Origin of the sequence: Mesorhizobium atlanticum (genome assembly GCF_003289965.1) — a bacterium.
Taxonomy (GTDB): Bacteria; Pseudomonadota; Alphaproteobacteria; order Rhizobiales; family Rhizobiaceae; genus Mesorhizobium; species Mesorhizobium atlanticum.
Window position 1 is genome coordinate 186,776 of record NZ_QMBQ01000010.1, and the last position, 25,612, is coordinate 212,387.

Consider the following 25,612-nt stretch of genomic DNA (forward strand, 5'->3'; position numbering starts at 1 on the left):
GGCGCAAAGGCGGGCAATCGTGCCTCCGTTCAAGCCTCGGCCGAGAATTGTACCTTCATCGTCGCGGGATCGCCGCCCCCCTTTGCGAAGAACGGCAGCACCTCGCCAAGCGGCAGCCGGTGGCTGACCAGCTTCGCCATGGTGCCGTCGTCGCGGCTCAGGATCGCAAGCGCCTGCGGGATGTTCCGGTTCAGCGAATGCGATCCGACCAGCCTGATCTGGCGACGGAATATCTCGAACGGTGCGACCGCGATGCGAGCATCCGGCGGGCAGACGCCGAAAACCAGCGCCGTGCCGCCATCGGCGGTGAGGCCGATCATGCTTTCGACCACCTTGGCGATGCCGGTCGCGTCGGCGACGAAGTCGAAGCCGCGCGCCCGCGCCGCGATATCCTGCGATCCGGACACCAGCGGTTCCAGTCCAAGGGAGGCTGCGAAGGCAAGACGCGGCTCGCTGATGTCGGCCACCGCCACTTTCGCCACGCCGCTGGCCTTGAGCGACAGCGCCATCAGCAGACCGATCGGTCCGGCGCCGAAGACGAGCGCGTTGCCGGGCACGTGGCCGCCTGCCCCTACCCCGGCCGCGCCGAGGCCGTTCAGCACGCAGGCCAGCGGCTCGGCGAGCGCCGCCGTCTCGAAAGCGAGATCGCCGATGCCATGGAGATGATCGACGGCGACGAGGCTGTACTCGGCAAAACCGCCATTCTCCGTCACGCCATAGGCCTTCAGCGTGGAGCAGAGGTTGGTCAGGCCTTTCGCGCAAGCCGGGCAGTGCCCGCATGGGATGTTGGGGTCGACGGCGACGCGATCGCCGGGCTTCACCGACGTCACGTCCTCGGCGACGGCCTCGATCGTTCCGGCATATTCATGGCCAGGCACCAGCGGAAACGCGCCTGAACCATAACGACCGTGCAGCACGTCGATATCGGTGTGGCAAAGGCCCGCCGCGCGCACCCTGACCAGAGCGTGGCCGGGCCGGATGCCCGGCATTTCGAGTTCCGCCATGCCGGCAACGCCCGCGGCGGCAAATCGGATCGCCTTCATCGTCGTCTCCTGCTTGACGCAATTCCGGACGGAAAACCGCTGCACACTTTTCCTGGAATTGCTTTGCGTCTCAACTCATCCAATTGCCGCCGTCGACATTATAGGTCTGCGCGAGGATGTAATCGCTGTCGGATGAGGCCAGGAACACGGCGAGCCCGGCAATATCCTCGGGCTGCGCGAAACGGCCGATCGGCACCGACTTCGCCACCGCCGCCTTCTTCTCGCCCGGCTTCAAACCTTCCCATCGGGCGAAATGCGCGTCGACCACATCCCAATGCTCGCCGTCGACGACGCCCGGCGCAATGGCGTTGACGTTGATGCCGTGCTTGACCAGCGCAAGCGCCGCCGACTGCGTCGCAGAGATGATCGCCGCCTTCGAGGCGCAATAGAGCGTCACCAGCGCCTCGCCGCGGCGGCCGGCCTGGCTTGCCATGTTGATGATCTTGCCGCCGCGGCCGCGCGCGATCATCAGATTGGACACCGCCTTCATCATGAACAGCGGCCCCTTGAGGTTGATGCCGAAGACGCGCTCATAGCTTTGTTCGGTGATGTCGGTGATCGGCGCCATGTCGAAGATGGCAGCGTTGTTGACCAGGATGTCGATGCCGCCGAACTCACGGTCGACTTGCGCCGCGACGCTCTCGATGGCGGCGAGATCAGTGACGTCGAGCTTCTTCGCGCTGGCCGCCGGACCGATTTCGGCCGCCCCCCGCGTCGCACGCTCGATGTCGATATCGGCGATCACCACTTTGGCGCCTTCGCGCGCAAAAGCCTGCGCGAAACCGAGGCCGATGCCGCGCGCGCCGCCGGTGATCAGGGCAGTTTTGTCCTTCAGCTTCATTCCAGGATCCGATTCTTCCACGTTTCGAAAAATGATGTCGGGCACAGGTGCTCGCGAGGAACGCACGGATCCACCTTTGCTCAAGCAATTGCGAAGGAAGAAACGCTGCGCGCTTCTCCTCGAAATGCCAGGCGGATCCGCGCATCCTCCGGCCCGGCCGCAAGGGAGTTCTGCGGCGGGTCGGATGGCCGGGAGCGGCGCACGTTCCGCTTCCCGGCTTGCCTCGAGCGGACGCCTATTTGATGTAGCCCGCTTCCTCCATCGTCTTCTCCACCGAGGCTTGCGCGCTGTTCAGCGCGTCGTCGACCGACTGCTCGCCGGTGACCGCCGCGGCAACCGCCTGGCCGACCTGGGTGCCGATGCCCTGGAATTCAGGGATGGCGACGAACTGGATGCCGGTATAGGGCACAGGGTCCTTGGTCTGCTTGGTCGGATCGGCGGATTCGATCGCGGCAAGCACGGTCGCGGCGAACGGCGCCGCCTTCTGGTAGTCCGCGCTGGCATAGGTCGACTTGCGCGTTCCCGGCGGTGCCGCGACCCAGCCTTCGGTCTCGCCGACACGCTGGACATAGGCCTTCGACGTCGCCCATTTGACGAAGGATTTCGCCGTGTCCGCCTTCTTGGTCGAGGCTGGAATGGCGAGGCTCCAGGCCCAGCCCCAGGCCGACCCGTTGGGCGTGACCGCGACCGGCGCCTTGGCGAAGGCGACCTTGTCGGCGACCTTGCTCTGCTTCGGATCGTAGACGCGGCCGGCGGCGGACGTGGCATCGATCCAGATCGCGCAATGACCGGAAGCAAACAGTGTCTGGTTCTCGTTGAAGCCGTTGGAGCTGATGCCGGGAGGGCCGTCCTTCTTCATGGTGTCGACATACCAGCCGATCGCCTTCTTCCAGGCGTCGGAATTGAGCTGCGGCTTCCAGTCCATGTCGAACCAGCGGCCGCCGAACGTGTTCACCAGCGTGCCGACGAAGGCCATGTTCTCGCCCCAGCCCGGCTTGCCGCGCAGGCACAGCCCGTATTGCTGCTTCGATTTGTCGGTGAGCTTGCCTGCGAATTCCGTGATCTGGTCGTAGGTCGGCTGCTCCGGCATCTTCAGACCGGCGGCGTCAAACAGGTCCTTGCGGTAGAGCGTGAACGAGCTCTCGGCATAGAAGGGCACGGCATAGAGATTGCCGTCGACGGTCAGGCCGCTGCGCACCGGCGCAATCAGGTCGTCATAGTCGTAGTCGGCGCCGAGGTCGTTGAGCGGCGTCAGCCAGCCGGCCTTGCCCCAGATCGGCGTTTCATAGCCGCCGATGGTCATGACATCGAACTGGCCACCCTTGGTGGCGATGTCAGTGGTAACGCGCTCGCGCAGCACGTTTTCTTCGAGCACCACCCAATTGACCTTGTTGCCGGTCGCCTTTTCCCACTCCGGCGTCAGCTTCTGCATGATGATCATGTCGCCATTGTTGACGGTGGCGACAGTGATTTCCTCGGCGAGCGCTGCGCCCGCCATCAGCGCCGAGGCGGCGGTGGCCGCGGCGAGAATTCCCATAGACCTACGCATTGGCATTTCGTCTCCTCCTTTACGAATGCGCATGTAAAACTGAACATGCGTACATATTCTATCGCGCTACACGATCCGACAGTCAAGCCCCGTTTTACGCGCTTCTGTCGCTATCTGCTGAAAAGAGGCCTTCCTCGTGCAGAACGAAGGCTGCCGCGCGCTAATCGAAAAATGAACATACGTATAGTTTCTGTTGACATCGTCGTCACCTCGATTTACCTCGATCGGAGTCCGGAGCTATCGTGGACTGGCGCGTACCGGCGACGGTCCGGCCAAGGGAGAAGGAAGCCTGAGAATGAGCCGAGGGGAGATCGCCGCCGAAGCGACGGGGCCGACGATCGTTGCCGGCGAGATCCTGGTGGAGATCATGGCGAGCGAGCGTGGCCTCGGCTTCCTCGAGCCGCTGGCACTGACCGGCCCCTACCCCAGCGGCGCGCCCGCCATCTTCATCGACCAGGTGGCGAAGCTCGGCGGCGGCGCGGGCATCATCGCCTGCGTCGGGCGCGACGATTTCGGCGCCATCAACCTCGAACGGCTGCGGCGTGACGGCGTCGACGTCTCGGCCGTGTCGGTCAGCGATCGATATCCGACGGGAAGCGCCTTCGTGCGCTACCGGCCCGATGGCGGCCGCGACTTCGTCTACAACATCGCCGAATCCGCCGCCGGCCGCATCACGCTGACCGACGCTGCGCGGCGGCTCGCCGACGGCGCGGGCCACCTGCATGTGATGGGCTCGGCGCTGTCGATTGCCGGCCTGAAGGAAATCGTCGCCTATGCGTTGAAGTCAGTCCGCGCGCGCGGCGGCTCAACCTCCTTCGACCCGAATGTGCGCAAGGAACTGATCGACGGCGCCGACGGCGCGCATTTTTCCGCGCTGGTCGACGGCGCTGACCTTTTGTTGCCCTCCGGCGACGAATTGCTCGCGGCGGCCGGCGTCGAGGATGAAGGCCAAGCGGTCGCAGCGCTGATTGCGCGCGGCGTCGGCGAGGTCGTGCTGAAGCGCGGCGCGGCCGGCTCGACCCGCTTCGGCGCCGACGGCAGCCGCACCGACTGCCCCGGCTTCCTGGTCGAGGAAGTCGACCCGACCGGCGCAGGCGACTGTTTCGGCGCCACTTATCTGACCTGCCGGCGCCTGGGTATCGAATCCGGCAAGGCACTGCTCTACGCCAATGCGGCCGGAGCGCTCAACGTGACGCGGCTCGGGCCGATGGAAGGGCTTGCCGGCTTCGACGCGCTCGACCGTTTCATTGCAGGGACAGATCGGGCCGGCACGGATCGGGCGGTATGACGATGACGATCAATCCGCTTCAAGGCCTCGCCACTGCCCGCCGCAACGGCAAGCCCTACGGCATCACCTCGGTCTGCTCGGCCCATCCGCTGGTTATCCAGGCGGCGGTCCGGCGCGCCGTTGCGGACCAGGACGCGGTGCTTCTGATCGAGGCGACCTGCAATCAGGTCAACCAGTTCGGTGGCTATACCGGCATGACGCCGGACCTGTTCGTCGCCTTCGTGCGCGAGATCGCCGGCCGCGAGGGACTCCCTGCCTCGCGCATCATCTTCGGCGGCGATCATCTGGGACCAAACCCTTGGAAAAATGAGCCGGCGGCACAAGCGATGAGCAAGGCCGAAGCGATGGTCACGGCCTATGTCTGGGCCGGTTTCAGCAAGATCCATCTCGACGCCTCGATGGGCTGCGCCGGCGAGCCGGCGGCGCTCGACGACGAGACCATCGCCACGCGCGCCGCACGGCTGGCCAAGGCGGCGGAAAAGGCGGCGCGCTCGCGCGGGGGTGCCCTGCCCGTCTATATCATCGGCACGGAGGTGCCGGTGCCCGGCGGCGCCGACCACGCCATCAGCGACCTGAAGCCGACGGAGGCGAGTGCCGCGCAACGTACGATCGACATCCATCGCGAGATCTTTGCCCGCGAGGGGCTCGACGAAGCGTTCGGCCGCGTCATCGGCGTGGTCGTGCAGCCCGGCGTCGAATTCGGCAGCGAGAACGTCGTCGCCTACAGGCCGGAGGCGTCCGCTCCGCTGACCGCGCTGCTCGATCGGGAAACCGCTTTGGTCTACGAGGCACATTCGACCGACTATCAGAGCCGCGCGGCGCTGACAGCGCTGGTCGCCAACGGTTTTCCCATCCTCAAGGTCGGGCCCGGCCTGACCTTCGCGCTGCGCGAGTCGCTCTACGGGCTGGATCTGATCGCATCGGAGATGGTCTCGGGCTATGGCGAGCGCCCGCTTGCGCGGGCGATGGAAACGCTGATGCTGTCGGCGCCCGGCTACTGGCGCAGCCACTATCACGGCAACGAGAAACGTCTCTATCTGCAGCGGCAATACAGTTACAGCGACCGCATCCGCTACTACTGGACCAACCCCGCGGCAAGCGTCGCGGTCGCGCGCCTGCGCGAGGCGCTGAGCGGCGTCGCCATTCCCGAAACGCTGATGCGGCAGTTCCTGCCGACATTGCCGGCGGAACTCGGCCCCGCCGGCGACCCGCAGGCGATCCTGCTCGCCGCCGTCGACCTGGTTCTTGCCGATTACGACGCGGCTTGCCACCCCGCCTGACGCTGGACGCCTTCTCGCGCGGCCCTATAACTTTAGCCGGATTGCAAATTCGGCCGGAGAGAAATGCATGAGCCTCGGCACACAGAAACTCGGCAGCCAGGGGCTTGAAGTCTCGGCCATAGGCCTCGGCTGCATGGGCATGAGCCAGTCATACGGCCCGGCCGACGAACAGGAATCGATCGCGACGATCCACCGCGCGATCGAGCTCGGCTGCACCTTTCTCGACACGGCCGAGGTGTATGGGCCTTTCGTCAACGAGGAGCTGCTTGGGCGCGCGCTGCAAGGCCGGCGCGACCAGGTGACGATCGCGACGAAATTCGGCTTCCGCATCGTCGACGGCAAGCAGGCCGGCACCGACAGCCGGCCCGAACACATCCGCGAGGTGGTCGACGCTTCGCTGAAGCGGCTCGCCACCGACCGCATCGACCTGCTTTACCAACACCGCGTAGACCCTGCGGTGCCTATGGAAGACGTCGCCGGCACGGTCGGCGAACTGGTGGCCGAGGGCAAGGTGCGCTTCTTCGGGCTGTCGGAAGCGGGCATTGCCAACATTCGCCGCGCGCATGCCGTGCATCCGGTCTCGGCGCTGCAGAGCGAATATTCGCTGTGGGAGCGCAACCTCGAGCCCGAGATCATCCCGGCGCTGAAGGAGCTGGGCATCGGCCTGGTGCCCTTCGCGCCGCTCGGCCGCGGGTTCCTCGCCGGCGACGTCAAGCGCGCGGAAGACTATCCCGAGGGCGACTTCCGCCGCGGCGACCCGCGCTACCAGGGCGAGAATTTCGACTTGAATGTCGCGGCCGCCGCCGTGGTGCGCGACATCGCCGCGGCAAAAGGCGTGAAGCCCGGCCAGATCGCGATCGCCTGGCTGCTCGCCAAGGGGCCGGACTTCGGCATCGACATCGTGCCGATCCCCGGCACCAAGCGGCGGATCTATCTGGAGGAAAATGTCGCGGCGGCGGACATCACGCTCGATGCGACCGAGATGCTGGGGCTCGACATGGCGCTGACGCCCGACAAGGTGTCCGGGCCAAGGTACAACGAGCGCACGATGTCGCTGGTGGACCGCTAAAGCATGTCTCCCGAAAGTGGGAACCGGTTTCGGGACAAAGACATGCGTAAAATCAAGACCTAAAGCGCATGGAGCGAATCCGAAGGAATCCGAAGGATCGCGACGCGCTTTAGGCGCAGTTCTCAACGCCCTACTTGTTCTTGCAATCCGCCCTCGCCTCCATCGCTTTCCTCGCCTCCCCCTCGCTGGCGTAGGTCTTTTTGTCGAGATCGATGACAAGCGTGCCATCCGGCTTCTTCGGCACGATCTCGCACTGCTTGGAGACCGCGTCCCTGGCGACCCAATACTTTTCGGCCGCCATGGCGGGCAGGCTCACGATGCCAGTGGCGAGGATTGCGATGGCGAGGGTGCGGACCATTGCGGGCCTCCGTGGCTCTGGTTGGAACGCTGCGGCGAGCGCCGGGTCAGGCGACGTCCAACATGCCGCTATTGGGAAACGCCCTGCCCGCCGCTCTGTTCCGGCGGCTCACCCGCCCGAATGCGGATCGATGCTGTAGGGATGCACCGGATAGCCGGGCCCGATCGCCTCGCCAACCCTCTCCACCCAGGCTTCGACCGCCGGATAGTCGGCGAGCGAGAAACCGCAATCCTCGGCGCGGTGGCTGTAGGCATAGACGGCGATGTCGGCGATGGTGAGCGTATCGCCGATAAGGAAAGGCGTGTTCCGAAGACTGCGCTCCAGCGCGCCAAGCGCCCGCGCGGCCGCCTCGCGCTTGCCGGCAACCAGCGCCTGGTTGCGCTCCAGGCGGCCGGTCAGCGTCCAGAAGCGCAGCGAGCCGATGACCGGCTCGACATAATACTGCTCGAAGAACAACCACTGCATGACCTTGGCACGGGCAAGCCGGTCCGCCGGCAGATAGGGCGTACCCTCGGCGACGAGCATGAGGATCGCGTTAGACTCGGCGATCGCCTGGCCATTCTCCACGGCAAGCACCGGAACGGCGCCCGCCGGGTTGAGCTTGAGGAAGGCCTCCGTGCGGCTCTCGCCCTCGAAGATCGAGACGATGCGGGTTTCGTAGGCGATGCCGAGCAGGCCGAGCAGGACGCGGACCTTCCAGGCGTTTTGCGACGGGAGATAATCGTAGAGCGTGAGCATGGCGCGGGTCCCCGGTTGGTAAGGTGGCTTCGCATGCGGGAAGAAACTAGCGCCACCCGATTCATGATTCAGCAAGGTCGGCGCGAGAGGGGCGAAGGAACTCGGCCCATCACATTGGCCGCATTCATCACCGCCCCGCAATATCCCTCGCCACCGCCTGCGCCTCGATGCCGATCTCGCGCAGCAGCCCGGTCACTGGATTGTAGAAGCCGACGAGATAGACGCCCAACTCGCGTGCCCGCGCGTTCACGCCGCTCTTGTCCGGCCTGAGCTCCGCCGGCAGGAAGGCGTCATAGGCCGGACGATAGCCGGTGGCGAAAATCGCCGCGTCGAATTTCTTCTCCGCGCCATCGACGAATTTCACGCCGGCTCCGGTGAAGCTTGCGATGTCCGGCGCGATGCCGATCCTCCCCGCCTTGATCGCCGCCACCGTGCCGACATCGATCACCGGAATGCGGCCGGCCTCGATCCCTTGCAGGATGCCTTGCTTCGGCCGCACGATGCCGTATCGCTCCAGCCGGCCCAGCGCGAGGTCGAGGATTTTCGGGAACATCCAGTCATTGACCGAGCGCGGCATGGTCCGGCTGGCGATGCCCACCATCTGGATCGGCACGCCGAAAAGCTGGCGCGGCACGATGTGGACGCCCTTGCGCACCGAGATCGTGGGCACGGCGCCGCTCTCGGCGAGATCGAGCGCGATCTCCGCGCCCGTATTGCCCATGCCGATGATCAGCACGTCCTTGCCGGCATAGGGCGCCGCCTCGGTGTAGGCGGCGCTGTGCAGCACCTTGCCCTTGAAATCCTCGATGCCCGGGAAGCTTGGCGCGATCGGCTCGGCATTGTTGCCGGTGGCGACCACTACCTTGCGGGCGTTGAAAGTGCCGGCATCGGTCTCGACGAGGAGTTTTCCACCGTCGCGGCGGACGGATTTCACGGTGACGCCGAAGCGCGGCTCAAGGCGGAAGCGCTCGGCATAGGCATCGAGATAGGCCACCACTTTTTCGCGCGGAACGTAGCGGGGGTGGTTCTTCGGGAACGGCACGAAAGGCAGGGAGGAGAAGGATTTCACCGTGTGCAGATGCAGCCGCCGGTAATGCCGCCGCCAGGACGGCGCAACCTCGCCGGCCTTTTCGAGGATCAGGAAATCCACGCCCGCCTGCTTGAGGCAGGCGGCGACAGCGAGACCGGCGGGGCCGGCGCCGACAATGACGACATTGGTCTCCAAACGCCTTTTTCCTCCCGCCAAGGCGGTAAAAGCTATGACGGGAGGGGTTGAAGGGGCAAGTGGGGAGAAGCACCTATGCTTCACGCCTGTCAGAGCGCCGGCGCCCTAGTCCGTCGCGCGCGGCGCTTCGGGCTCGTCCTCCGGCGGTTCGAGGATCTCGATCAGTTTCGCCACGCGAGTGCCGGGCATGGGGTGACCTTCATTCACCAGCGCCTCGTCGGCGCTGATCCAGGCGAAGGCCTCGCGCAGTTCCTCGAGGTTTGCGCCGGTAAGCGCGATGTCGGCAATGACGGCCTCGTCGACCGGTCCAAGCACGGAAATGATCTCGTTGCGGGTCATCTTGTCCTCCCCCATAGGTTGGGATGATTGCCCAAGGAAACGGATGACGGGCGGAGCAGGTTCCGGAGCGGCCTGTCGTAGTCTCCTTCCCCGAAGGCCGGATTGCCGGCGCGCTTTGATCTCGCACGAGACAACCGCTATGCACCTCACGCACGGAATCCCCATCGAGTCCCTCATGAAACTCGCCATCCTGCTTTGCGCCTTGCTCCTTACCTCCCCTGCCCGGGCAGACTGGAAGCCCATCGAGAAGATCGAGACCTATACCGTCTCAGGCCAGAGCGCGGAGCAGCTCTATCTGTCGATCGGCGAGAAGGGTCCGGTGGTCGGCGCGGCCGGCAGCGGGCGGCGCGTCATCGCGCACACTTTCTTCAAGCTGACCTGGCAGCGCGACTACCAGTCGCAAGGCAGCGCCTGCGTGCTGAAGTCGGCACGGCCGAAGCTGATCATCACCTACACGCTGCCGAAGCCGGCCGGAAAGCTGGACCCTGCCCTGCAGGCGCGCTGGGACAGGTTCGCCGCCGGGCTGATCGCGCATGAGAAGGTGCACGGCGCCGGCATCATCGACATGGTCGACAGGATCGTCGCCTTCAGCACCGGCCTCACCGCCGAGAACGATCCCGGCTGCAAGAAGGTCAGGGCGGAACTGACGGCCTATCTGGACCAGCTCTCCAGGGCGCAGCGCCAGGGCAGCCGCGACTTCGATTCGAAAGAGTTCGGGCAGGACGGCAACATGCTGAAGCTGATCGCGGCGTTTCTGGGCGGGGGTTAGTCCTGGCAGGAACAGTGCCGCCGCCGGCACAGCTCATCTCCCCGTGACGGGGAGATTAGCTGCTTCACCGGCAGTGCCATTCCTGCAACGCGGGTTGAAGAGGGCGCCCTCTACTTTTGATCGGGCTAGCGGATCGGCACCAGTTTCGCCGCCTCGCGCATGGCCTGCGCGGCGTCGGGATTGGAGACCGGATAGCCCAAGATAAAGCCCTCGATCGAGAAGCCGGGAAATTCGGCCCCCAGCCTGGCCGCGATGACCGCGGCCTCGGGCCCTTCGCCCAGTACCGCATGGGCGAGCATCAAAAAGACCAGCACGTGAGGAGAATCCGGTGTGCTTCGCCGCAGCGCCGCAATGGCTTCCCGGTGCCTGCCGGCCGCGAACAGGACGCGGCCCTGCATGCCGAAATACCAGGGCGGAGCAAGCGGGTTGAGGCGCATGGCGCGCTCGATGAGCGGGATCGCCTCAGCCGGATCGCCGGCGACCAATGCCTTGCTGCCGGCAAGCAGTGCCAGCGTGTCGGCATGGTTGGAGCCGCATTCGAAGGCTCGCCGGTGGGCGCTTTCGGCCGCTTCCAGATCGCCGAGGCAGCCCATGAGATCGCCGAAGCAGGTGTGCGCGCTGCTGTCGGTCGGGTCGAACCGCAGAGCGTTCTCGACCGCCCAGCGCCATTTGGCGATCGAGGTGTTCAGGTCGTCGCCGTAGCCGTTGCACGCTTCGATCGAATAGGCGTAGGCGAGTTCGGTCCAGGCCCTGACCAGGGTCGGGTCAAGCTCAAGGGCGCGTGAAAACAACCTGATGGCTTCCCTGTTGCCGCTGCGGCTGAAGGTGTTGTGCTGCTCGACCCCCAGCAAATGGCAGTCATAGGCGCGCAGGCTGGCCGGCGGCTTGCGACGGATCGCATTGCGGCCGACCGTGGCGATCGCGCCGAAACAGCCGGCGAGCACATTGATGACGCTTTCGGTCAGGCTGTCCTGCAGAGCGAAGATGTCCTCCGCCGGACGGTCGAAGCGCTCGCTCCACAGGCTGACGCCGGTCCGTGCATCTGCAAGTTCGATCGTCAACCGGATCCGGCGGTCGTCGGCCCGCAACTGACCCGAGACGATATAGGTGGCGCCCAGCGCCTTGCCGTCCGCGGCGAAATCGGCGGGCCTGCTGCCCAGCGATTTCATGGTGTGGAAGGCGATCACCGGCATGTCGGCGTAGCGCGCAAGATCGACGGTGATATCCGACGACAGGCCGTCGGCAAAGCGGTGCCAGCGCTCGTCGGCATTCAGGCATTCGATTGGAAATATCGCAAGCACCGGCGAGGCTTCGGGCGTGGCCGGCGCGGCTGCGATGGCGTTGATGTGCATGGCGAGCGCGACCTTGCTGCGCACGCCGAGCTTTTCGTAGATTGCGGCAAGATGCGTGCGCACGGTAGACGGGGCAATGAACAGCGCCTCGCCGATCTCGCGGTAAGTCAGGCCAGCCGCAAACTTTTCCGCCACCGCGCGCTCGCGCTCGGACAGGGCCGGCAAGGGCTGGCCGGGCGAAGACATGGCCGGTGTGAGCGTGGCGTTGTGGTCCATCCCGATCCCTACCCGCGGACGGGGAATATTACCAAACGCTCGCCGCTGCAAAAATACTACAAATGCAGGACCCAAGACACTGCATGCGACCGATGGCGCGGCCAAGGCCGGAGGTTCAGGCTCCTCGCATGCCCTCGATGAGGGCCATTCGTTCCCGAGGAGCCGATGATGAAACCGACGTTGAACACGATTTCCGATTTTTATGGTGCCGTGCGGCTCGATGTCCGCGAACCGCCGATCGGAGAAAGCCTCTTGCCACGCCGGCCCGGCCTGCTCGGCCTTTTCGCCACGTGGCGCGAGCGCGCCTTTTTCCGCGAGAACCTTGCGACCAAGGCGCGGGACACGCCGCATCTCATCGGCGATATCGGCCTTACTATGGATCAGGTGCGCGATGAGCTCGCCAAGCCTTTGTGGCGCCGCTAGAGCAATTCCAAGAAAAGTGTGAGCGGTTTTCTGTCCGGAATTGCGTAAAAACAAGGAGATAGAGCGGTTCGCCGTTTCCGTGAAACGGTGAAACGCTCTAGCCGGAACGGATTCAGCGAAAAATCAGGATTGTCTCAGGACAAACGAACGCCCTCGGGACGATGATGGCGTCCATGGCGGCACATGGCGCCGACGCCAGTCACGGAGGTCGATCATGCATGCGAGGACTGACACGTCATTTGCACCGACGTCGCTGTCGCGAGGTGAAGCGCTGAGCATGCTCTGCGCGGGCATCGTCGGACCCTGCTGCGGCGAGGCCAACGAGATGCTGGCCTGGCTTTACCTGCTGCCGCCCAACGAGACCGCGCCGGGCGAGACACGCGTCGAGCCGAACGCCGCGCGCCGCCGTTCATGGCTTGGCCTGCTCGGCATCTTTCGGGCTTGACCTTGCCGGGATTTGCCGCTCCCAATGAAGCCCGCGCAATGAGGCGCGGCGATGGGGCAAGGGCTTGGCGCTACGGATCGGCGGCGCTGTTCTCGATCTTGACCGGGGTACGCTCCGGCGCGACGGCAAGATTGTGCCCGTCCGGCCAAAAACCCTGGAGTTGCTCGCCTTCCTCACGAGTAATCCGGGACGGGTGCTGAGCAAGGACGAGCTGTTGCAGGCAGTCTGGCCGGGCATCATCGTCACCGAGGACTCGCTCACCCAATCGATCCGCGACGCGCGCAAATCGATCGGCGACGAGGCGCAGGCGCTGATCCGCACGGTGCCGCGCCGGGGCTACCTGTTCCAGCTTCCCGAGACCGAGGCCACGCAGCCACCGGCGGCGGCCGCGGCGCGGGCGGAGCCGACGGTGGCGGTGCTGCCGTTTGACGTGGACCCCGCCGACGCCACCGCCAGGGCATTGTTCGACGGCGCCGTCGAGGAAATCACCAACGCGCTTTCATACTTCAAGACCGTCGCCGTGCTGGCGCGCCATTCGGCCTTCGCCCTGGCCGAGCATTCGCGCGAGGACATCCGGGCGACAGCGGAGCGGCTCGGCGCGGACTACATTGCCGAAGGCCGCGTCGAAACCACCGGGACGGAATACGGCGCGCGCGTCGTTCTGACCGAGACGGCATCCGGCCGGCGCGTCTGGTCGCAGAGTTTCACTTTCGCCACGGCCGACATCTTCGCTTTCCAGACGATGGTGGCGCAGCGGATCGTGACGGCGCTGGTCGCCAACATCGAAAGCGCGGTGATGCGGCGCGGTCTGCCGGCGCCCGCCGCCAATGTCGAAGCCTATCTGCATTTCCTGCGCGGAAAGGAGCTGCTGCGCAGCTTTGGCGACGGCGTCAACCAGGAGGCCCGCGCGCATTTCCTCAAGGCCATCGAGCTCGACCCGCAATCAGGACTGGCGCACGCTTACCTGGCCCTCGCCGAGGTGATTATCGGCGGCTACGCCGATGCGCCGCGCGCCGTGCTCGACCAGGCGCGCGACCGGGCGCTGCATGCGATCGCGCTCAGCCCGGACGAAGCGCGCTGCCACCGCATACTGGCGCTGACACTTCTCTATCGCGGCCGCGACGAATACGATGCCGCCGAGAAGCACTTCGCCCGCGCGCTGGATCTCAACCCCTACGACGCGGACACACTCGCCCAAACCGGCTTCTTCCGGGCGCTGCGTGGCGACGGAGAGGCCGGGCTGGCCCTGCTCGACAAGGCCATCCAGCTCAATCCGATGCATCCGGCCTGGTATTATCACGACCGCGGCGAAGCCCTGCTGATCCTCGGCCGCTACCGCGAAGCGGCGGCGTCCTTCTCGTGCCTACCTCGTAAGAGTGCCTGGCAATGGGCGAGACTGGCAACATGCTACGCCCTGGCCGGTGACGCCGAAAAGGCGCTGGCCTGCGTCCGCGAAGGACGCGCGCTGGAGCCCGGCCTCACCATCGCGAAAATCGTCGAGGAAGCGCGCATCGAGCGATCCGAGGACCGCGAGAGAATACGCGAGGGGCTCAAGCTGGCAGGCTGGGACACCAACTGTCTGCCACCCGCTAGAAGCTGATCTCCACCGCCGCGGCGCTTCGCCTGGCCTCGCCATGGAACACCGCCTCGATGTTGTTGCCGTCGGGGTCGAGCAGGAAGCAGGCATAGTAGCCGGGATGGTAATGGCGCTCGCCCGGCGCGCCATTGTCCTTGCCGCCGGCCGCAAGGCCCGCCTGGTAGAAGGCATCGACCATGGCGCGGTCTTTCGCCTGGAAAGCGAGATGATGGCGGCCCGTCAGCACGCCGAGCGCGGCGCGGCTGTCGGCGCTGGAGACGAACAGCTCATCGGCCCAGAAATAGTCCCGCGCCTCGCCGCCGATCGGAATGCCCAGCACCTCGAACAGCGCGCCGTAGAAGCGCCGGCTGGCCGCAAGGTCGCGCACCACGAGCTGGATGTGGTCGATGAGCCGGCCGCGATAAAGTTCCATAGGGTGCCCCTGATTGAGGCAACCAATTTAGATGGCACCGGTGCGCGGTCAACGTGGAGCGCCGCAGACTGCTGACATGGAACGCTGGCGACGGTGCGTTGGCGGCAATAACGACACGCCAAAAAAACCAGATAAAAAATGCAACCGGATTTGTAGGATCGGCTCCCGCGCCGGCGTCCTTCGGACGCAAACGGCCCGGTGGACTGGAAAAACCGTGCCGCATCAAACAGGATGCCTTACGGCATGGGAGAATAACCATGAACCATTCCTATCGTTGGGTCATCGTCGCGGCGGGCGCGCTGATGACCTGCGTGGCGCTCGGCGCCATGTTCTCGCTGGCGATCTTTCTGGAGCCGATATCGCTCGACACCAACTGGTCGCGCACCGGCATTTCCAGCGCCATGACCTTGAACTTCCTGGTGATGGGCCTCGGCGGCTTTGCCTGGGGCTCGATCTATGACCGGGTCGGCGCGCGGCCCGTCGTGCTTGCGGGCGCGGTGCTGCTCGGCCTGTCGCTGGTGGTGGCGAGCCGCGCCACGTCGCTCATCGTCTTCCAGCTCAGCTACGGCATCATCGTCGGGCTGGCGGCCAGCGCCTTCTTCGCGCCGATGATCGCGCTCACCACCGCCTGGTTCGACACCAACCGCAGCCTCGCCGTGTCGCTGGTGTCGGCCGGCATGGGTGTGGCACCGATGACCATCTCGCCTTTCGCGCGCTGGCTGATCACGGCCTATGACTGGCGCACCGCCATGTTCGACATCGGCGTCATGGCCTGGGTGCTGCTTTTGCCCGCCGTCTTGCTGGTGCGCCAGCCGCCGGCGGCGGCCACGGCAAGCGACGGCATGCCGGCGCCCGCCGCAAACGATCCCGGCATGAGCGTCGGCCAGGCGCTGCGCTCGCCGCAATTCATCGTGCTGGGCCTCACCTTCTTCGCCTGTTGCGCGGCGCATTCGGGTCCGATCTTCCACATGGTGAGCTATGCCATGTCCTGCGGCGTGGCGCCGATGGCGGCCGTGTCGATCTACAGCGTCGAGGGCCTTGCCGGCCTTGGCGGACGCGTGCTCTACGGCGTGCTCGCCGACCGGCTGGGCGTCAAGCCGGTGCTGGTCGCCGGGCTCGCCATCCAGGGGCTGGTGATCGCCGCCTACCTCGCCGTCGGCCGGATCGAGCAGTTCTACCTCCTGGCCGTCATCTTCGGCGCCACCTATGGCGGCGTGATGCCGCTCTATGCGGTGCTGGCGCGCGAATATTTCGGCCTGCGCATCATCGGCACGGTGCTTGGCGCCGCGACGCTCCTGTCCAGCCTCGGCATGTCGCTCGGCCCGCTCGCCGGCGGCATGATCTACGACGCCTATGCCAGCTACCACTGGCTGTTCATCGGCTCCGCGCTGATCGGTCTGGGTGCAGCCGGCATCGCCATCGCCTTCCCGCCGCAGCCGAGCCGGCAGAAGCTGCAGATGGCCTGAGCAAAACTCCTTCCTCGCCCCACGTTTGGCGGGGGCGAGGAACCAAGTTCCGTCATCCGGTGCCCGTGCGCACCGCCTCGCGCTCGCTCTCGTCGCGTCGCACCCGCTCGTCGGAGATCAGCACCACCGGGCATGGGCTGCGCCGCAGGACGGCCGTTGTCGTCTCGCCGAAGATCAATTCCTCGCCCTGGCGGCGCGCCACGCCCATGACGATCAAGGACACGTTGCGGCCGGCCTGTCGGGCGATGGCGTCGGCGGCCGCGGCCCTCGATCGGATGGCGGTCTCGATCTCGACGCCGTAACGGTCGGCAAGTGTGACGATGTCCTTCAGCACCGCTTCCCGGCGACGATGCGAGACGGTGTCGCGCGGCTCCTCGCGGCCGGTGCGCGCGACATAGAGCATCTTGACCGGCGCGCCGGTGACGGCGGCTATTGCGAGCGCCAGCTCGGCGCCGCGGCGGGCAACCGCCGTGCCGTTGACCGGCACCAGTATCTTGCCCGATCCGGGACCGAGTTTCGGCATCTGGCGACCGGCGCTCGCCGGCTTCAGCACCAGGCAGAGCGGCCCGTCGAAGGCGCCGGCGACTTCGTTCAACCGGTGCGAGAAGCCGCCCTTCGAGGTGACGGCGCGGCCAAGGCCGACAAGCAGCATGCCGTAGCCCTTGCGCGCCTCCCTGGCGACCGCCTCGGCCGAAAGCTCCTCATCCTGGCGCCGGGTGACCGGCGCTTCGCGCGCCGGCGCCTCGTCGCCCTCCTTGGCCGCCTCGCGGCTGTCCTCGGCGCCCTTCTCGATCTCCTCCAGATGCAGGCCCTCGGTCGGCTCGGCATCGGTCTCGCCGCTGGAATGCAGCACCGTCGTCGGCTTGCCGGCGCCGATGACGCCGGCGAGATAGGCGGCGAAGCGGCCGACGACGCCCTCGTCGACCACCACCAAGAGCCGCTCCAGATTGGCGACGAAGCCGCGCTGGTCGATCTCCTCGCGCTCCAGCCGCTTCTTTTCCTCCTCGCCCACCGGCAGCCGGCGAAGCGCCCAGCGCAATGTCGGCGGCATGACCAAGGTGGTGATGACGGCCATGGTGAGGATCATGGTGAAGAGATTGTGCGACAGCACGCCCATCGAAAGGCCGATCGAGGCGACGATGACCTCCGTCGAGCCACGCGCGTTCATGCCGCAGCCGACCGCGATGCCTTCGGCGCGGCTCATGCCCGCCACTTCCGCGCCGATGAAGGCGCCGCCGAACTTGCCGATGCTGGCAATGCCGACCAGAGCCACGGTGAGCGATGCCAGTTGCGGATCGACCAACACGGTGAGATCGGCCGACAGGCCAGCGACGCCGAAGAACACCGGCATGAAAAGAGCCGTGATAACGCCGCGCAACTGGCCTTCGATATGGCGCGACAGGATCGGCGATTCACCCACCAAAATGCCGGCGACGAAAGCGCCGAGCACGGTGTGCACGCCGATCAGGTCGGTGATCAGGGCCATAACCCCCATGATGGCGAGGATGACGGTGACCACCGCGTATTCCGAGCGGAAGGTGTCGTTGGTCCAGCGGATGGCGTCGAAGACGATGCGGCGGCCCACCGTGAAGGAAAACGCCATGAAGAGGGCGACGCCGGCGATGATGAAGGCCAAGCTCGCGATCTCGATCCGTCCCTTGGTGGCGATGCCGATGGTGATGGCGACGATCACCCAGCCGATGGTGTCCTCGAAGATCGCCGAGGAGACGATGATCTGGCCAAGGTCGCGGCGCATGAAGTTCATGTCGCGCACCACCATGGCGACGATCTTGACCGAGGAGATGGACAGCGCGGTGCCGAGGAACAGCCCGGCGACGATGCGCTCGCCGCCGGCGGCAAGCAGCGTGTCGGGCATGAACTGGGCGGCGATGAAACCGAGCGCGAAGGGCACGGCGACGCCGGCGGCCGAGATGGAAAAGCAGGCGCGGCCGACACGGCGCACGAGCCTCAGATCCGTCTCCATGCCGGTGAGCAGAAGCAGCATCAGGACACCGAGCTGGGCGATGGCGTTGATCATCGATTTCTGCGACGGGTCGCCGGCGAAGATCAGCCGCTCGGCCGCCGGCCAGACCCAGCCGAGCAGCGAAGGCCCGAGCAGGATGCCGCCGATCAGTTGCCCCATCACCGCCGGCTGTCCCAGCGCCTCCAGGACCTCGCCGATGCCGCGGCCGACGACCAGGAGCAGGATCAGCTCGGCGACGAAAACGCCTTCCGAGGACATGCCGGTCTTCTCGGCGGCGAAGGCGACGGCGGGCATCAAAGCGAGCGCCACCGCTGCAAGCGCAATCCAAACCGACGGCGGCCAGCGCCGATTGAGCATGTTGAACAAGATGCCCCCTCATTCCTCGCTTCGGCATAACGGTCTGGCGCGAGGATCGGTTGCACGGGGGCGGAACTGCCAATCTCCCCCTTGTGGGGGAGATGAGTCGCTCCCACGCCCTGCATCCCTACAATTCTAATCAAATGCCAGCGCCGATCTTTGCTTCGCGGTAAAGCGACTCGACGATGTTGGCCGCCAAGGCGGGGCAATAAGGAGAAGCTAATGAAAAGCGACTTTGCCGCCGCCCACCTGCACCTCGACCGGGCGTGCCATTACCTGCGTGGCGACGATGAAACGAGCCGCGCGGCGCTTCAGGCACTCGACCTTGTGATCGACGCGGTGGCGGCAGCCCAGCATGCCAGGCCGATGGCCGACGTGCTGCCCTTTCCGCGGCGCGCGAATGGTGGCGTTCCACCCCTTGCATCCTGACTTATCCGCCTGAAAAGGCGGGAACATTTTGGGCCGGCCGCACGTTGTGCTATACGGGGTGTGGCCGGCCTGTTCTTGAAATCGGATGCGGCCGGCCATGGCGGGAGGCGCATGGCAGAGAATGTCCCAGACGAAGGCCGCAAGATCCACCGACGCGGCAAGGTCAGCCGAGCCGGCCATGCCGGCAAGATCCACCGAGGCGGCCGCGCCGCCCCGCGCCTCCGACACGCTGGCGCTGAAACTCACTTCCTCCGAATTCACCACGACGCTGTCGCATTTCCACCGGGCCGAGATCGCGCGCATGGCCGGCTGGCGCGACCGGCTCGACCGCACCAGCAACTGGGCGATCACCGTGGTGGCGGCGATGCTGTCGGTATCGCTGTCGACGCCCAGCGCGCATCACGGCGTGCTTTTGTTCGCCATGCTCCTGATCACGCTGCTTTTGTGGATCGAGGCAAGGCGCTACCGTTTCTTCGACGTCTACAGGACAAGGGTGCGGCAGTTCGAGCGATACTACTTTGCGCAGATCTTCTCGCCGCAGCCCGACTTTGCCTCCAACTGGCTCGCCATCCTCGGCGAAGGCTTGCGCTCGCCACGCTTCCTGATCTCACAACGCTCGGCACTCATCAGGCGGCTGCGCCGCAATTACATCTTCATGTATACGATCCTGATGCTCGCCTGGGTGTTGAAGATCACGACACCCAGCCTGGCGCGCGAGGGCGCCCCGATCGGCTTCAGCGCCTCGCTGCTCGACACGTTCCGGGTGGCGACGCTCGGGCCCATCCCGGGCGTGGCGGTGGTGTGTGGGGTCGCGGTTTTCTATCTCGCGATGCTGGCCGCGTCATTTCTGATCCGCGACGAGGACGCCGAGCTTTCCTTCGGCGACGTGCATGTGTGATTGGCCGCGCGACGAGCCGTTTTACCATGCTTGATGCGAGGCGCGGCGCGATCACAATCCCGGCGGCCTGACAAATCCGTCGGTCAGCCGCGCCAGGGCCTTGGCGGCGGCGAGCAACTTCATGTCCGAATGGCGTCGGCCGACGAGCTGGACGCCGATCGGCAAGCCTTCGCGGTCGAGGCCTATCGGAACAACGACGGCCGGATGACCCGTCAGATTGAAGCGGCAGGCGTGGCTCAGCGCGCTCCAATAGGACGTCTCGACGCCATCGACCGGAATCGGCGTCCCCATTTCCTGGTGATGGAAGGCGGTGCACATCATCGCCGGACAGACCAGCACGTCCCAGTCGTCAAAGAAGCGCTCCCACGCGTAGATGAATTCGTCGCGCTGATTGAGCGCCTCGAGAAAGGCCGACAGCGTGGGAGAATTTTCCCTTGGTGGCTGGAAGGCCTGCGAATACCAGGTGATGAAATCCGAAAACAGCGCCCGCTCGGCGGCGAAGTCGTGCCGCGGCAGAGCCTGACCGACCCGCGCGCCACCGATGTCGATCGCGCCGGCAAAGCCGGCAATCGCCTCGGCAATATCGAGAGCGGTCGGTACGCCGGGGAATTCCGGCGCGAAGGCGACACGCAGCCGGTCCAGCCGCGGTTCCGGCTCCTCGTGCGTCGCCACGGGCGGCACTTCGGTATCGAGGCCGTCAGCGCCGGCGATGATGCGGTGGGCGAGGATGAGGTCGTCGACGCCGCGCGCCAGTGGCCCGATGTCGAACAGCAATCGGAAGCTGCGCGGCATGTCGGGTGGATCGGCATAGCTGCCGGTAGTGGGCACCGAGGATTGCGTCGGCTTGAAGCCATAGACGCCGCATAGATGCGCCGGCACGCGGATCGAGCCGCCGGCGTCGCTGCCGATGTCCAGCGGCGCGAGGCCGGCGGCAACCGCCGCGGCTGCGCCACCGCTGGAGCCGCCCGGCGTGCGGGTGACGTCCCAGGGATTGCCGGTACGGCCGAAGATCGGATTGAAGGTCTGCAGATCGCGCAGCCGCGGCGGCACGTTGGTCTTGCCTATGATGATCGCGCCGGCCTTGCGCAGCCTGGCCGCGACGGTGCTGTCGGCGGTTGGAATGTAGTCGGCCCAGGCCGTCAGCCCGACCGTGGTGCGCATGCCAGCCGTGGCGTGACCGTCCTTCAATGTGACCGGCACGCCGTGCAGCGGCCCGACCGCTTCGCCGCGCGCAATGGCATCGTCGGCCGCCCTCGCGCCGTCGCGCGCGGCCCCTTCGTCGAGGGTGATGATGGCGTTGAGGAGCGGATTGACGGCGGCGATCCGCTCCAGTTGCGCCTCCATGGCCTCGGCCGCACTGACGCGCCCCTCACGGATCGCTGCCGCCAACTGGGTGGCGGTGAAGAAGGTGGTGTCGCTGGCAAGGGTAGCGGTCATCTGCGGTTCCTCCCTGGTAAGGCAATGGGGCTGTAGGGATCGGCCGTTCGCGGATTTTGCCTACTGCCCTGCTCGCTTACTGGCGCTACTGCCCGCCCATCTCCTTCTTGAAGGTCTCGAAATCGACCTGCATGCCGTTGAAGATGGTGCTCCAGTGGCGCGTCAGCGCCGCCATGGCGACGGCTTCCTGGATTTCCTCGTCGGTGGCGCCGGCGCGCTTGGCGTCCTGAGTGTCGGACCAGATGCAGTAGCTGCAGGGGATCTGCGCCGCGACCGCGAGCGAGATCAGCGACTTCTCCTTCGGCGTCAGCGCCGTCTTGTCGCTGAGCTCGATGGCCTTGACCTCGGCCCAGGCGCCGGGCAGACCGGCTTTCGGGAACTGTTTCACGAAGCTCGGCACGCCTCCCATCGTCGACTGGATGTCCTTCAGCGCCGCGTCATAGTCATCGGCGTGAGCGAGCAATGGAGTGGCGAGCATGGCAAGCGAGCCGAGAACCACGGCGCGGCCCAATTTGACTGCGAGAAAAGCGAACATCGGAATTCCTCCTTGCTTTGGTTGACGCGCCGGTAACCGGCCGCGTGACCCAAAAAGGATGATGTGGCGCATCGAAAAGTTCGCCGGGTGGGCGCACCTCACGAAAATGTCATTCCTCGATGCGCGGTGGCCGTTCGGAGGTGTGGATGCGCATCAGACGTACCTGGCGCTCGCCGTGGACCAGGACGACGGCAAAGCTCGGCGGGCAATGGAACGGATTCTCGGGCGGATTGACGAAGTCGCCCTCGAGCACGGTGACGTTGGCGCTGGCCAACGCCCGCACCGGCTGATGGCGAACGCCGGCGCCGACATCCTCGTCGATGGCTTCACCGAAGATGTGACGCCCGATGCCACGCGGCCCGCCGGCAAAGGCGATGTCGAGATCCTCCGCATAGTGGGCAAGCACCCGCTCCTTGCCGCCGTGCTGGAGCGAGCGGTATTCCTCGGTGTAGAAGGCCAGCCGCTCGGCCACCAGCCTGTGGTGTTCCCGGTCGGGCAGACCGGCCGATGCCAGCAGCAGCTCCGAAAGCCTGATCTTGGCATCGGCCAGCCGGCTGCGCACAGTGCCAACCGGCACGCCCAGAACAGCGGCAATCTGCTCATAGCCTGGCGAGCTGCCGAAATAGCGCAGCATCACCGTGGCGCGCTGCATTTCCGGCAGATGCGCAAGCGCCGCCCATACCCAGTCGCGCAGGTCGCGGCTTTCGATCCGGCTCTCGATGCGCTCCTCGTCGGCGAGTTCGCGAAAGGCACGCTCGGTTTCGGCCGGCCCGGCACGGGGACGGCGACGGCGCAGCGCCATCAGGCAGTGGTTCCTCAGGATCGAATGCAGCCAGCCGCCGACGGCCGCGGGATCGCGCAGGCCGTCCAATCGCGCAAGCGCGGTAAGGAACGTATCGTGGACCGCGTCCTCGGCGTCGCCGGTGTAACCCAGCATCGACAGGGCGATAGCGTGGAGTTGCGGGCGATAGCGCTCGAACAACAGGGCGAAACCATGCGGCTCCCCAAAGCGCGCCGCCATCACCAGAGCGGCGTCGGGCTGGCCTCGACCGTGTTCAAAACCGGCTTGTCCCATGGCCTTATCTCCCGCCCTGACCACACCAAAAAGGACAGGATGCCGTGAGGAGCCGGAAAGTTCGGATGCCTGCGTCCATCGACGTCGAGCCCGTCTAGTTCAACGACAGCGCCGCCCGAAACTCCTGGGATGAGTTGCGGGCGGGATAGGGTTCGTCCGGCACGGGAACGCCGAGATGGCTGCAGAGCGGCGCCCAGCCGTCGCCGAGCTTGTGCACCAGCAGCCGTTCCGACGGCACGGTGTTCAGCACCGCCTCGACATTGTCCCGGTAGACGGCGATCGCATGAGCGCGGTCCTGCGGGCGGCCGCCGAAGACCTGGTTGGCGACGAGCGCGATGCCCAGCGACTCCTGATCCTTGCTGCCGACGATCGCCGGCAGGATGGTCCGTTCGAAACTCTCCCACCAGCTTTCGGGCGAGCGCCAGGTGAGGATGACGCGCGCCTGCGGATAGGCTTCGATCAGCTCACGCCAATAGAACGCCGAGGGCCAGTCGACGCAGGATTTGTATCCCGCGAAGAGCTGGGCCCAGTCGGGCGCCTCGCCCCTGGCCAGCGCCCGCCAGAGCCGCTTCTGCTTCGCATGTCCCATGACCTCCGACATATGGTGGCAAGGACCGAAGCCGAGCATGGTCAGCGCCTCGCGCATCGAATCCGTGCCGGTTCGGCCAAAGCCGGTTCCAATCACCATCAGCGACATTTCCCCCTCCTCCACTCCTCCCGTCTTCAAGCGGTTGCGGTCAACCTCCCTGGACCACGAGCCGCAGGCGGTTGCCTTCCGGATCGGCCGTCGAAATCACGCCGCCTTCCCTTCTCGCCGGCGCGTTGGCCGCTTCGAGCCGGCGCGCCACGGCGGCGAGTTCCTGCGCGGAGCCGAGCTCGACGGTGAAATGGTCGAGGCCCGCGGCATTGGACGGCGGCTCGCGCAGCTCGTCGCGCGCCCAGATGTTGAAGGCGATCATATGCGCGCGGCGCTCGGTGCCGCAGTCGAACATGCCGAAGGTCCGGGACTGGATATGCGGCCGGAAGCCGAGCACGCCGAGATAGAATTCCATCAGCGCCTCGGGCGCGCGGGCGCGCAAGTGGATGTGGCCGATGAAGGCGTCCCGCGCCATGCTGCGCTCGACATGGCCGGAATTGCCGAGATCGCGCAGCAGGCCCGAGACATCCAGCGGCTCGATCCCGGAATGCGCGCTGCCGTCGACGGCAATCAGAGCCACGCGGCCGTCGGGCGAGACCTCGCGGCGCAGCAGGCGTTCAGGCGTGTCGAAGCATATCTCGATGCCGTTGCCGGAAGGGTCGGAGACGTAGAGCGATTCCGAAACAAGGTGGTCCTGGGCGCTGTATCGCAACCCCGACGCCTTGAGGCGGGCGGCCGTATGCGCGAGGTCGCGGCGGGTGGTGACGTGGATGGCGACGTGGAAGAGATCGCGCGACTTCTGCGGCAGCGCGACTCCCGCGCCCGCATGGAGCACGATCAGCGTCCGGCCGCCGGCGCCGAGCTGCGCCTGAGCGGCGTCCTCGCCGGCCAGCGCCAGTCCGAGCGTGTCGCGCCAGACGGTTAAGGCGGCCGGAATGTCGGTCACCTTGAGATGGACCGGCCCGAGACGCGTGGCCTGAGACAGCAATCCTTCGTCCATGGTCGCCATCCGATTGCGGCCGATGGATATATTAGCTCTGAATGATATTTATGTCTCGCGCCAAGTTCGGGTTGACCCCTCCCCGGCGGGCGGCGACTATCGCCGAAGCAGGCTATTTTTCGCAGCTCCGAACGAAGCAGGAGGAACCTCCCATGGACGACACCGACCACTGGCGCAACATGGCGAGCGCGCCGCGGGACGGCAGCCGCATCCTGGTGACGGTGCGCTCCTCCGAGCAGGGACCGGCCGAGGTCGACATGGCGTATTGGTCGCGCGCCGACCAGTTCGGCGAGGAAGGCTGGCGGGCCTCGGACTCCTCACCCGGCCGCGTGGTCGAGTATGCCGAGCCCGAGCTCAGATGCTGGATGCCGCTGCCGAGCGCCGGGCGAGGCTCGATGCCGAGCCCCTGGGAGGGCGAGGACGTGCCGCTGGTGGATGGGGAAGGGATTTAGGCGGCCTCCTGACGATTGGCGAAAGCAGCCGCGACAGCCAATCTCCCCGCTAGTGGGGGAGATGTCCTGCCGGACCCCAAGGATGGGCTGGCGGGACAGCAGTTCTTTTTTCGGCACGCCGGGTGAGTGCCGATCCGATCCGCATCGCGAAGGCAAGGAGCCGAAGCGCGACGCTTTCCAAATCGACAATGGGCATGCCGGTTTGCCGATGCTCGCGCTGCCGCTCAAGATAGCGGGCCAGCGCAATATCATGCCGCAATGACGCATTGGCGAGCTGCCCGTCGCGCCGGTCGTCGTCATGCCAGAGTGGCCATTCGCCTGGGTGTTGCACGGCATCCTCCTCGGATCGATGTCCAGTGCGGACAATCTGCTGGAGGCCCGTGAGGGCGGCGCAGGCA

26 protein-coding genes are annotated in these 25,612 nt (G+C 66.1%); 11 read left to right on the forward strand and 15 right to left on the reverse strand.

The window, feature by feature from the left end; all coding sequences use genetic code 11:
• Nucleotides 1-29 precede the first annotated feature (29 nt).
• The 3 genes from DPM35_RS28270 to DPM35_RS28280 form a co-directional block, all read right to left on the reverse strand.
• Nucleotides 30-1,043, reverse strand: a complete 1,014-nt coding sequence (locus DPM35_RS28270) for a zinc-dependent alcohol dehydrogenase family protein (protein WP_112130497.1) — start codon at nt 1,041-1,043, stop codon at nt 30-32.
• 70 nt (nt 1,044-1,113) lie between these two features.
• Nucleotides 1,114-1,884, reverse strand: a complete 771-nt coding sequence (locus tag DPM35_RS28275) for an L-iditol 2-dehydrogenase (RefSeq protein ID WP_112130499.1) — start codon at nt 1,882-1,884, stop codon at nt 1,114-1,116.
• A gap of 235 nt (nt 1,885-2,119) precedes the next feature.
• Nucleotides 2,120-3,433: an ABC transporter substrate-binding protein gene (locus DPM35_RS28280; RefSeq protein WP_181592179.1), complete on the reverse strand. Its 1,314-nt coding sequence runs from the start codon at nt 3,431-3,433 to the stop codon at nt 2,120-2,122.
• Nucleotides 3,434-3,728: 295 nt separating this feature from the next.
• Between DPM35_RS28280 and DPM35_RS28285 the strand changes: the two genes are divergently transcribed.
• From DPM35_RS28285 to DPM35_RS28295, 3 genes are all read left to right on the forward strand, one after another.
• On the forward strand, nt 3,729-4,721 hold the full coding sequence (locus tag DPM35_RS28285; RefSeq protein ID WP_112130501.1) for a tagatose kinase: 993 nt from the start codon (nt 3,729-3,731) through the stop codon (nt 4,719-4,721).
• Nucleotides 4,718-6,001, forward strand: coding sequence for a D-tagatose-bisphosphate aldolase, class II, non-catalytic subunit (locus tag DPM35_RS28290; RefSeq protein WP_425373424.1), 1,284 nt, complete (start codon nt 4,718-4,720; stop codon nt 5,999-6,001). The genes DPM35_RS28285 and DPM35_RS28290 overlap by 4 nt, the downstream gene beginning before the upstream one ends.
• Before the next feature lie 67 nt (nt 6,002-6,068).
• Complete coding sequence (locus DPM35_RS28295; RefSeq protein WP_112130505.1) at nt 6,069-7,070, forward strand: aldo/keto reductase; 1,002 nt, start codon at nt 6,069-6,071, stop codon at nt 7,068-7,070.
• Nucleotides 7,071-7,200: 130 nt separating this feature from the next.
• Here DPM35_RS28295 and DPM35_RS28300 read toward each other — a convergent pair whose 3' ends face one another.
• The 4 genes from DPM35_RS28300 to DPM35_RS28315 all read right to left on the reverse strand — a co-directional run bounded on the left by DPM35_RS28300 (nt 7,201) and on the right by DPM35_RS28315 (nt 9,730).
• Complete coding sequence (locus DPM35_RS28300) at nt 7,201-7,428, reverse strand: hypothetical protein (protein WP_112130507.1); 228 nt, start codon at nt 7,426-7,428, stop codon at nt 7,201-7,203.
• Between the two features lie 108 nt (nt 7,429-7,536).
• A complete protein-coding gene (locus tag DPM35_RS28305; protein WP_112130509.1) occupies nt 7,537-8,166 on the reverse strand; it encodes a glutathione S-transferase family protein in 630 nt (209 codons plus the stop codon).
• 127 nt (nt 8,167-8,293) lie between these two features.
• On the reverse strand, nt 8,294-9,391 hold the full coding sequence (locus DPM35_RS28310) for a flavin-containing monooxygenase (protein ID WP_112130511.1): 1,098 nt from the start codon (nt 9,389-9,391) through the stop codon (nt 8,294-8,296).
• Between the two features lie 105 nt (nt 9,392-9,496).
• Complete coding sequence (locus DPM35_RS28315) at nt 9,497-9,730, reverse strand: hypothetical protein (protein ID WP_112130635.1); 234 nt, start codon at nt 9,728-9,730, stop codon at nt 9,497-9,499.
• A gap of 175 nt (nt 9,731-9,905) precedes the next feature.
• Here DPM35_RS28315 and DPM35_RS28320 point away from each other — a divergent pair, with 175 nt between their 5' ends.
• Nucleotides 9,906-10,499 (forward strand): DUF922 domain-containing Zn-dependent protease, encoded by a 594-nt coding sequence (locus DPM35_RS28320; protein WP_112130513.1) that lies wholly within the window; start codon nt 9,906-9,908, stop codon nt 10,497-10,499.
• 125 nt (nt 10,500-10,624) lie between these two features.
• On the opposite strand, the gene DPM35_RS28325 is transcribed toward DPM35_RS28320, so the two are convergent.
• Nucleotides 10,625-12,544, reverse strand: coding sequence for a LuxR C-terminal-related transcriptional regulator (locus DPM35_RS28325; RefSeq protein ID WP_245431677.1), 1,920 nt, complete (start codon nt 12,542-12,544; stop codon nt 10,625-10,627).
• Between the two features lie 160 nt (nt 12,545-12,704).
• On the opposite strand from DPM35_RS28325, the gene DPM35_RS32260 reads away from it, so the two are divergent.
• Nucleotides 12,705-12,935 (forward strand): hypothetical protein, encoded by a 231-nt coding sequence (locus tag DPM35_RS32260; protein ID WP_146768005.1) that lies wholly within the window; start codon nt 12,705-12,707, stop codon nt 12,933-12,935.
• A gap of 64 nt (nt 12,936-12,999) precedes the next feature.
• On the forward strand, nt 13,000-14,535 hold the full coding sequence (locus DPM35_RS28335; RefSeq protein ID WP_112130519.1) for a winged helix-turn-helix domain-containing tetratricopeptide repeat protein: 1,536 nt from the start codon (nt 13,000-13,002) through the stop codon (nt 14,533-14,535).
• Here DPM35_RS28335 and DPM35_RS28340 read toward each other — a convergent pair.
• Nucleotides 14,525-14,944 carry a VOC family protein gene (locus tag DPM35_RS28340; protein WP_112130521.1) on the reverse strand — a complete coding sequence of 140 codons (420 nt, stop codon included), beginning with the start codon at nt 14,942-14,944 and terminating at the stop codon, nt 14,525-14,527. The two genes, DPM35_RS28335 and DPM35_RS28340, sit on opposite strands and share 11 nt — an antisense overlap.
• A gap of 257 nt (nt 14,945-15,201) precedes the next feature.
• Between DPM35_RS28340 and DPM35_RS28345 the strand changes: the two genes are divergently transcribed.
• Nucleotides 15,202-16,410: an MFS transporter gene (locus tag DPM35_RS28345; RefSeq protein WP_112130523.1), complete on the forward strand. Its 1,209-nt coding sequence runs from the start codon at nt 15,202-15,204 to the stop codon at nt 16,408-16,410.
• A gap of 52 nt (nt 16,411-16,462) precedes the next feature.
• On the opposite strand, the gene DPM35_RS28350 is transcribed toward DPM35_RS28345, so the two are convergent.
• The gene (locus tag DPM35_RS28350) at nt 16,463-18,751 is read right to left on the reverse strand and encodes a cation:proton antiporter domain-containing protein (protein WP_181592190.1); all 2,289 of its coding nucleotides are present in this window, start codon (nt 18,749-18,751) and stop codon (nt 16,463-16,465) included.
• A gap of 222 nt (nt 18,752-18,973) precedes the next feature.
• Here DPM35_RS28350 and DPM35_RS28355 point away from each other — a divergent pair, with 222 nt between their 5' ends.
• Together DPM35_RS28355 and DPM35_RS28360 are read left to right on the forward strand one after the other, a co-directional pair.
• Nucleotides 18,974-19,180: a hypothetical protein gene (locus tag DPM35_RS28355; protein WP_112130527.1), complete on the forward strand. Its 207-nt coding sequence runs from the start codon at nt 18,974-18,976 to the stop codon at nt 19,178-19,180.
• Nucleotides 19,181-19,358: 178 nt separating this feature from the next.
• On the forward strand, nt 19,359-20,078 hold the full coding sequence (locus DPM35_RS28360; protein WP_112130637.1) for a DUF2270 domain-containing protein: 720 nt from the start codon (nt 19,359-19,361) through the stop codon (nt 20,076-20,078).
• A gap of 51 nt (nt 20,079-20,129) precedes the next feature.
• Here the strand turns inward: DPM35_RS28360 and DPM35_RS28365 are convergent, their stop codons facing one another.
• The 5 genes from DPM35_RS28365 to DPM35_RS28385 form a co-directional block, all read right to left on the reverse strand.
• Nucleotides 20,130-21,515, reverse strand: coding sequence for an amidase (locus DPM35_RS28365; RefSeq protein ID WP_112130529.1), 1,386 nt, complete (start codon nt 21,513-21,515; stop codon nt 20,130-20,132).
• A gap of 85 nt (nt 21,516-21,600) precedes the next feature.
• Nucleotides 21,601-21,993: a carboxymuconolactone decarboxylase family protein gene (locus tag DPM35_RS28370; RefSeq protein ID WP_245431684.1), complete on the reverse strand. Its 393-nt coding sequence runs from the start codon at nt 21,991-21,993 to the stop codon at nt 21,601-21,603.
• Nucleotides 21,994-22,159: 166 nt separating this feature from the next.
• Nucleotides 22,160-23,125 carry an RNA polymerase sigma factor gene (locus DPM35_RS28375; protein ID WP_112130531.1) on the reverse strand — a complete coding sequence of 322 codons (966 nt, stop codon included), beginning with the start codon at nt 23,123-23,125 and terminating at the stop codon, nt 22,160-22,162.
• 94 nt (nt 23,126-23,219) lie between these two features.
• Nucleotides 23,220-23,822, reverse strand: a complete 603-nt coding sequence (locus DPM35_RS28380; protein ID WP_112130533.1) for a sulfotransferase family protein — start codon at nt 23,820-23,822, stop codon at nt 23,220-23,222.
• 40 nt (nt 23,823-23,862) lie between these two features.
• Complete coding sequence (locus DPM35_RS28385) at nt 23,863-24,762, reverse strand: VOC family protein (RefSeq protein WP_112130641.1); 900 nt, start codon at nt 24,760-24,762, stop codon at nt 23,863-23,865.
• 152 nt (nt 24,763-24,914) lie between these two features.
• On the opposite strand from DPM35_RS28385, the gene DPM35_RS28390 reads away from it, so the two are divergent.
• Both DPM35_RS28390 and DPM35_RS28395 read left to right on the forward strand, forming a co-directional pair.
• Nucleotides 24,915-25,214, forward strand: coding sequence for a hypothetical protein (locus DPM35_RS28390; RefSeq protein ID WP_095820718.1), 300 nt, complete (start codon nt 24,915-24,917; stop codon nt 25,212-25,214).
• Between the two features lie 82 nt (nt 25,215-25,296).
• On the forward strand, nt 25,297-25,476 hold the full coding sequence (locus DPM35_RS28395; protein WP_112130536.1) for a hypothetical protein: 180 nt from the start codon (nt 25,297-25,299) through the stop codon (nt 25,474-25,476).
• Nucleotides 25,477-25,612 lie beyond the last annotated feature (136 nt).

Excerpts from the sequence above, each read along its gene's own strand:
- DPM35_RS28270 (WP_112130497.1), bottom strand. The coding sequence starts at position 1,043 with ATGAAGGCGATCCGATTTGCCGCCGCGGGCGTTGCCGGCATGGCGGAA.
- DPM35_RS28275 (WP_112130499.1), bottom strand. The coding sequence starts at position 1,884 with ATGAAGCTGAAGGACAAAACTGCCCTGATCACCGGCGGCGCGCGCGGC.
- DPM35_RS28280 (WP_181592179.1), bottom strand. The coding sequence starts at position 3,433 with ATGCGTAGGTCTATGGGAATTCTCGCCGCGGCCACCGCCGCCTCGGCG.
- DPM35_RS28285 (WP_112130501.1), top strand. The coding sequence starts at position 3,729 with ATGAGCCGAGGGGAGATCGCCGCCGAAGCGACGGGGCCGACGATCGTT.
- DPM35_RS28290 (WP_425373424.1), top strand. The coding sequence starts at position 4,718 with ATGACGATGACGATCAATCCGCTTCAAGGCCTCGCCACTGCCCGCCGC.
- DPM35_RS28295 (WP_112130505.1), top strand. The coding sequence starts at position 6,069 with ATGAGCCTCGGCACACAGAAACTCGGCAGCCAGGGGCTTGAAGTCTCG.
- DPM35_RS28300 (WP_112130507.1), bottom strand. The coding sequence starts at position 7,428 with ATGGTCCGCACCCTCGCCATCGCAATCCTCGCCACTGGCATCGTGAGC.
- DPM35_RS28305 (WP_112130509.1), bottom strand. The coding sequence starts at position 8,166 with ATGCTCACGCTCTACGATTATCTCCCGTCGCAAAACGCCTGGAAGGTC.
- DPM35_RS28315 (WP_112130635.1), bottom strand. The coding sequence starts at position 9,730 with ATGACCCGCAACGAGATCATTTCCGTGCTTGGACCGGTCGACGAGGCC.
- DPM35_RS28320 (WP_112130513.1), top strand. The coding sequence starts at position 9,906 with ATGAAACTCGCCATCCTGCTTTGCGCCTTGCTCCTTACCTCCCCTGCC.
- DPM35_RS32260 (WP_146768005.1), top strand. The coding sequence starts at position 12,705 with ATGCATGCGAGGACTGACACGTCATTTGCACCGACGTCGCTGTCGCGA.
- DPM35_RS28340 (WP_112130521.1), bottom strand. The coding sequence starts at position 14,944 with ATGGAACTTTATCGCGGCCGGCTCATCGACCACATCCAGCTCGTGGTG.
- DPM35_RS28345 (WP_112130523.1), top strand. The coding sequence starts at position 15,202 with ATGAACCATTCCTATCGTTGGGTCATCGTCGCGGCGGGCGCGCTGATG.
- DPM35_RS28350 (WP_181592190.1), bottom strand. The coding sequence starts at position 18,751 with ATGCTCAATCGGCGCTGGCCGCCGTCGGTTTGGATTGCGCTTGCAGCG.
- DPM35_RS28355 (WP_112130527.1), top strand. The coding sequence starts at position 18,974 with ATGAAAAGCGACTTTGCCGCCGCCCACCTGCACCTCGACCGGGCGTGC.
- DPM35_RS28360 (WP_112130637.1), top strand. The coding sequence starts at position 19,359 with ATGCCGGCAAGATCCACCGAGGCGGCCGCGCCGCCCCGCGCCTCCGAC.
- DPM35_RS28365 (WP_112130529.1), bottom strand. The coding sequence starts at position 21,515 with ATGACCGCTACCCTTGCCAGCGACACCACCTTCTTCACCGCCACCCAG.
- DPM35_RS28370 (WP_245431684.1), bottom strand. The coding sequence starts at position 21,993 with ATGCTCGCCACTCCATTGCTCGCTCACGCCGATGACTATGACGCGGCG.
- DPM35_RS28375 (WP_112130531.1), bottom strand. The coding sequence starts at position 23,125 with ATGGGACAAGCCGGTTTTGAACACGGTCGAGGCCAGCCCGACGCCGCT.
- DPM35_RS28380 (WP_112130533.1), bottom strand. The coding sequence starts at position 23,822 with ATGTCGCTGATGGTGATTGGAACCGGCTTTGGCCGAACCGGCACGGAT.
- DPM35_RS28385 (WP_112130641.1), bottom strand. The coding sequence starts at position 24,762 with ATGGACGAAGGATTGCTGTCTCAGGCCACGCGTCTCGGGCCGGTCCAT.
- DPM35_RS28390 (WP_095820718.1), top strand. The coding sequence starts at position 24,915 with ATGGACGACACCGACCACTGGCGCAACATGGCGAGCGCGCCGCGGGAC.
- DPM35_RS28395 (WP_112130536.1), top strand. The coding sequence starts at position 25,297 with ATGGGCTGGCGGGACAGCAGTTCTTTTTTCGGCACGCCGGGTGAGTGC.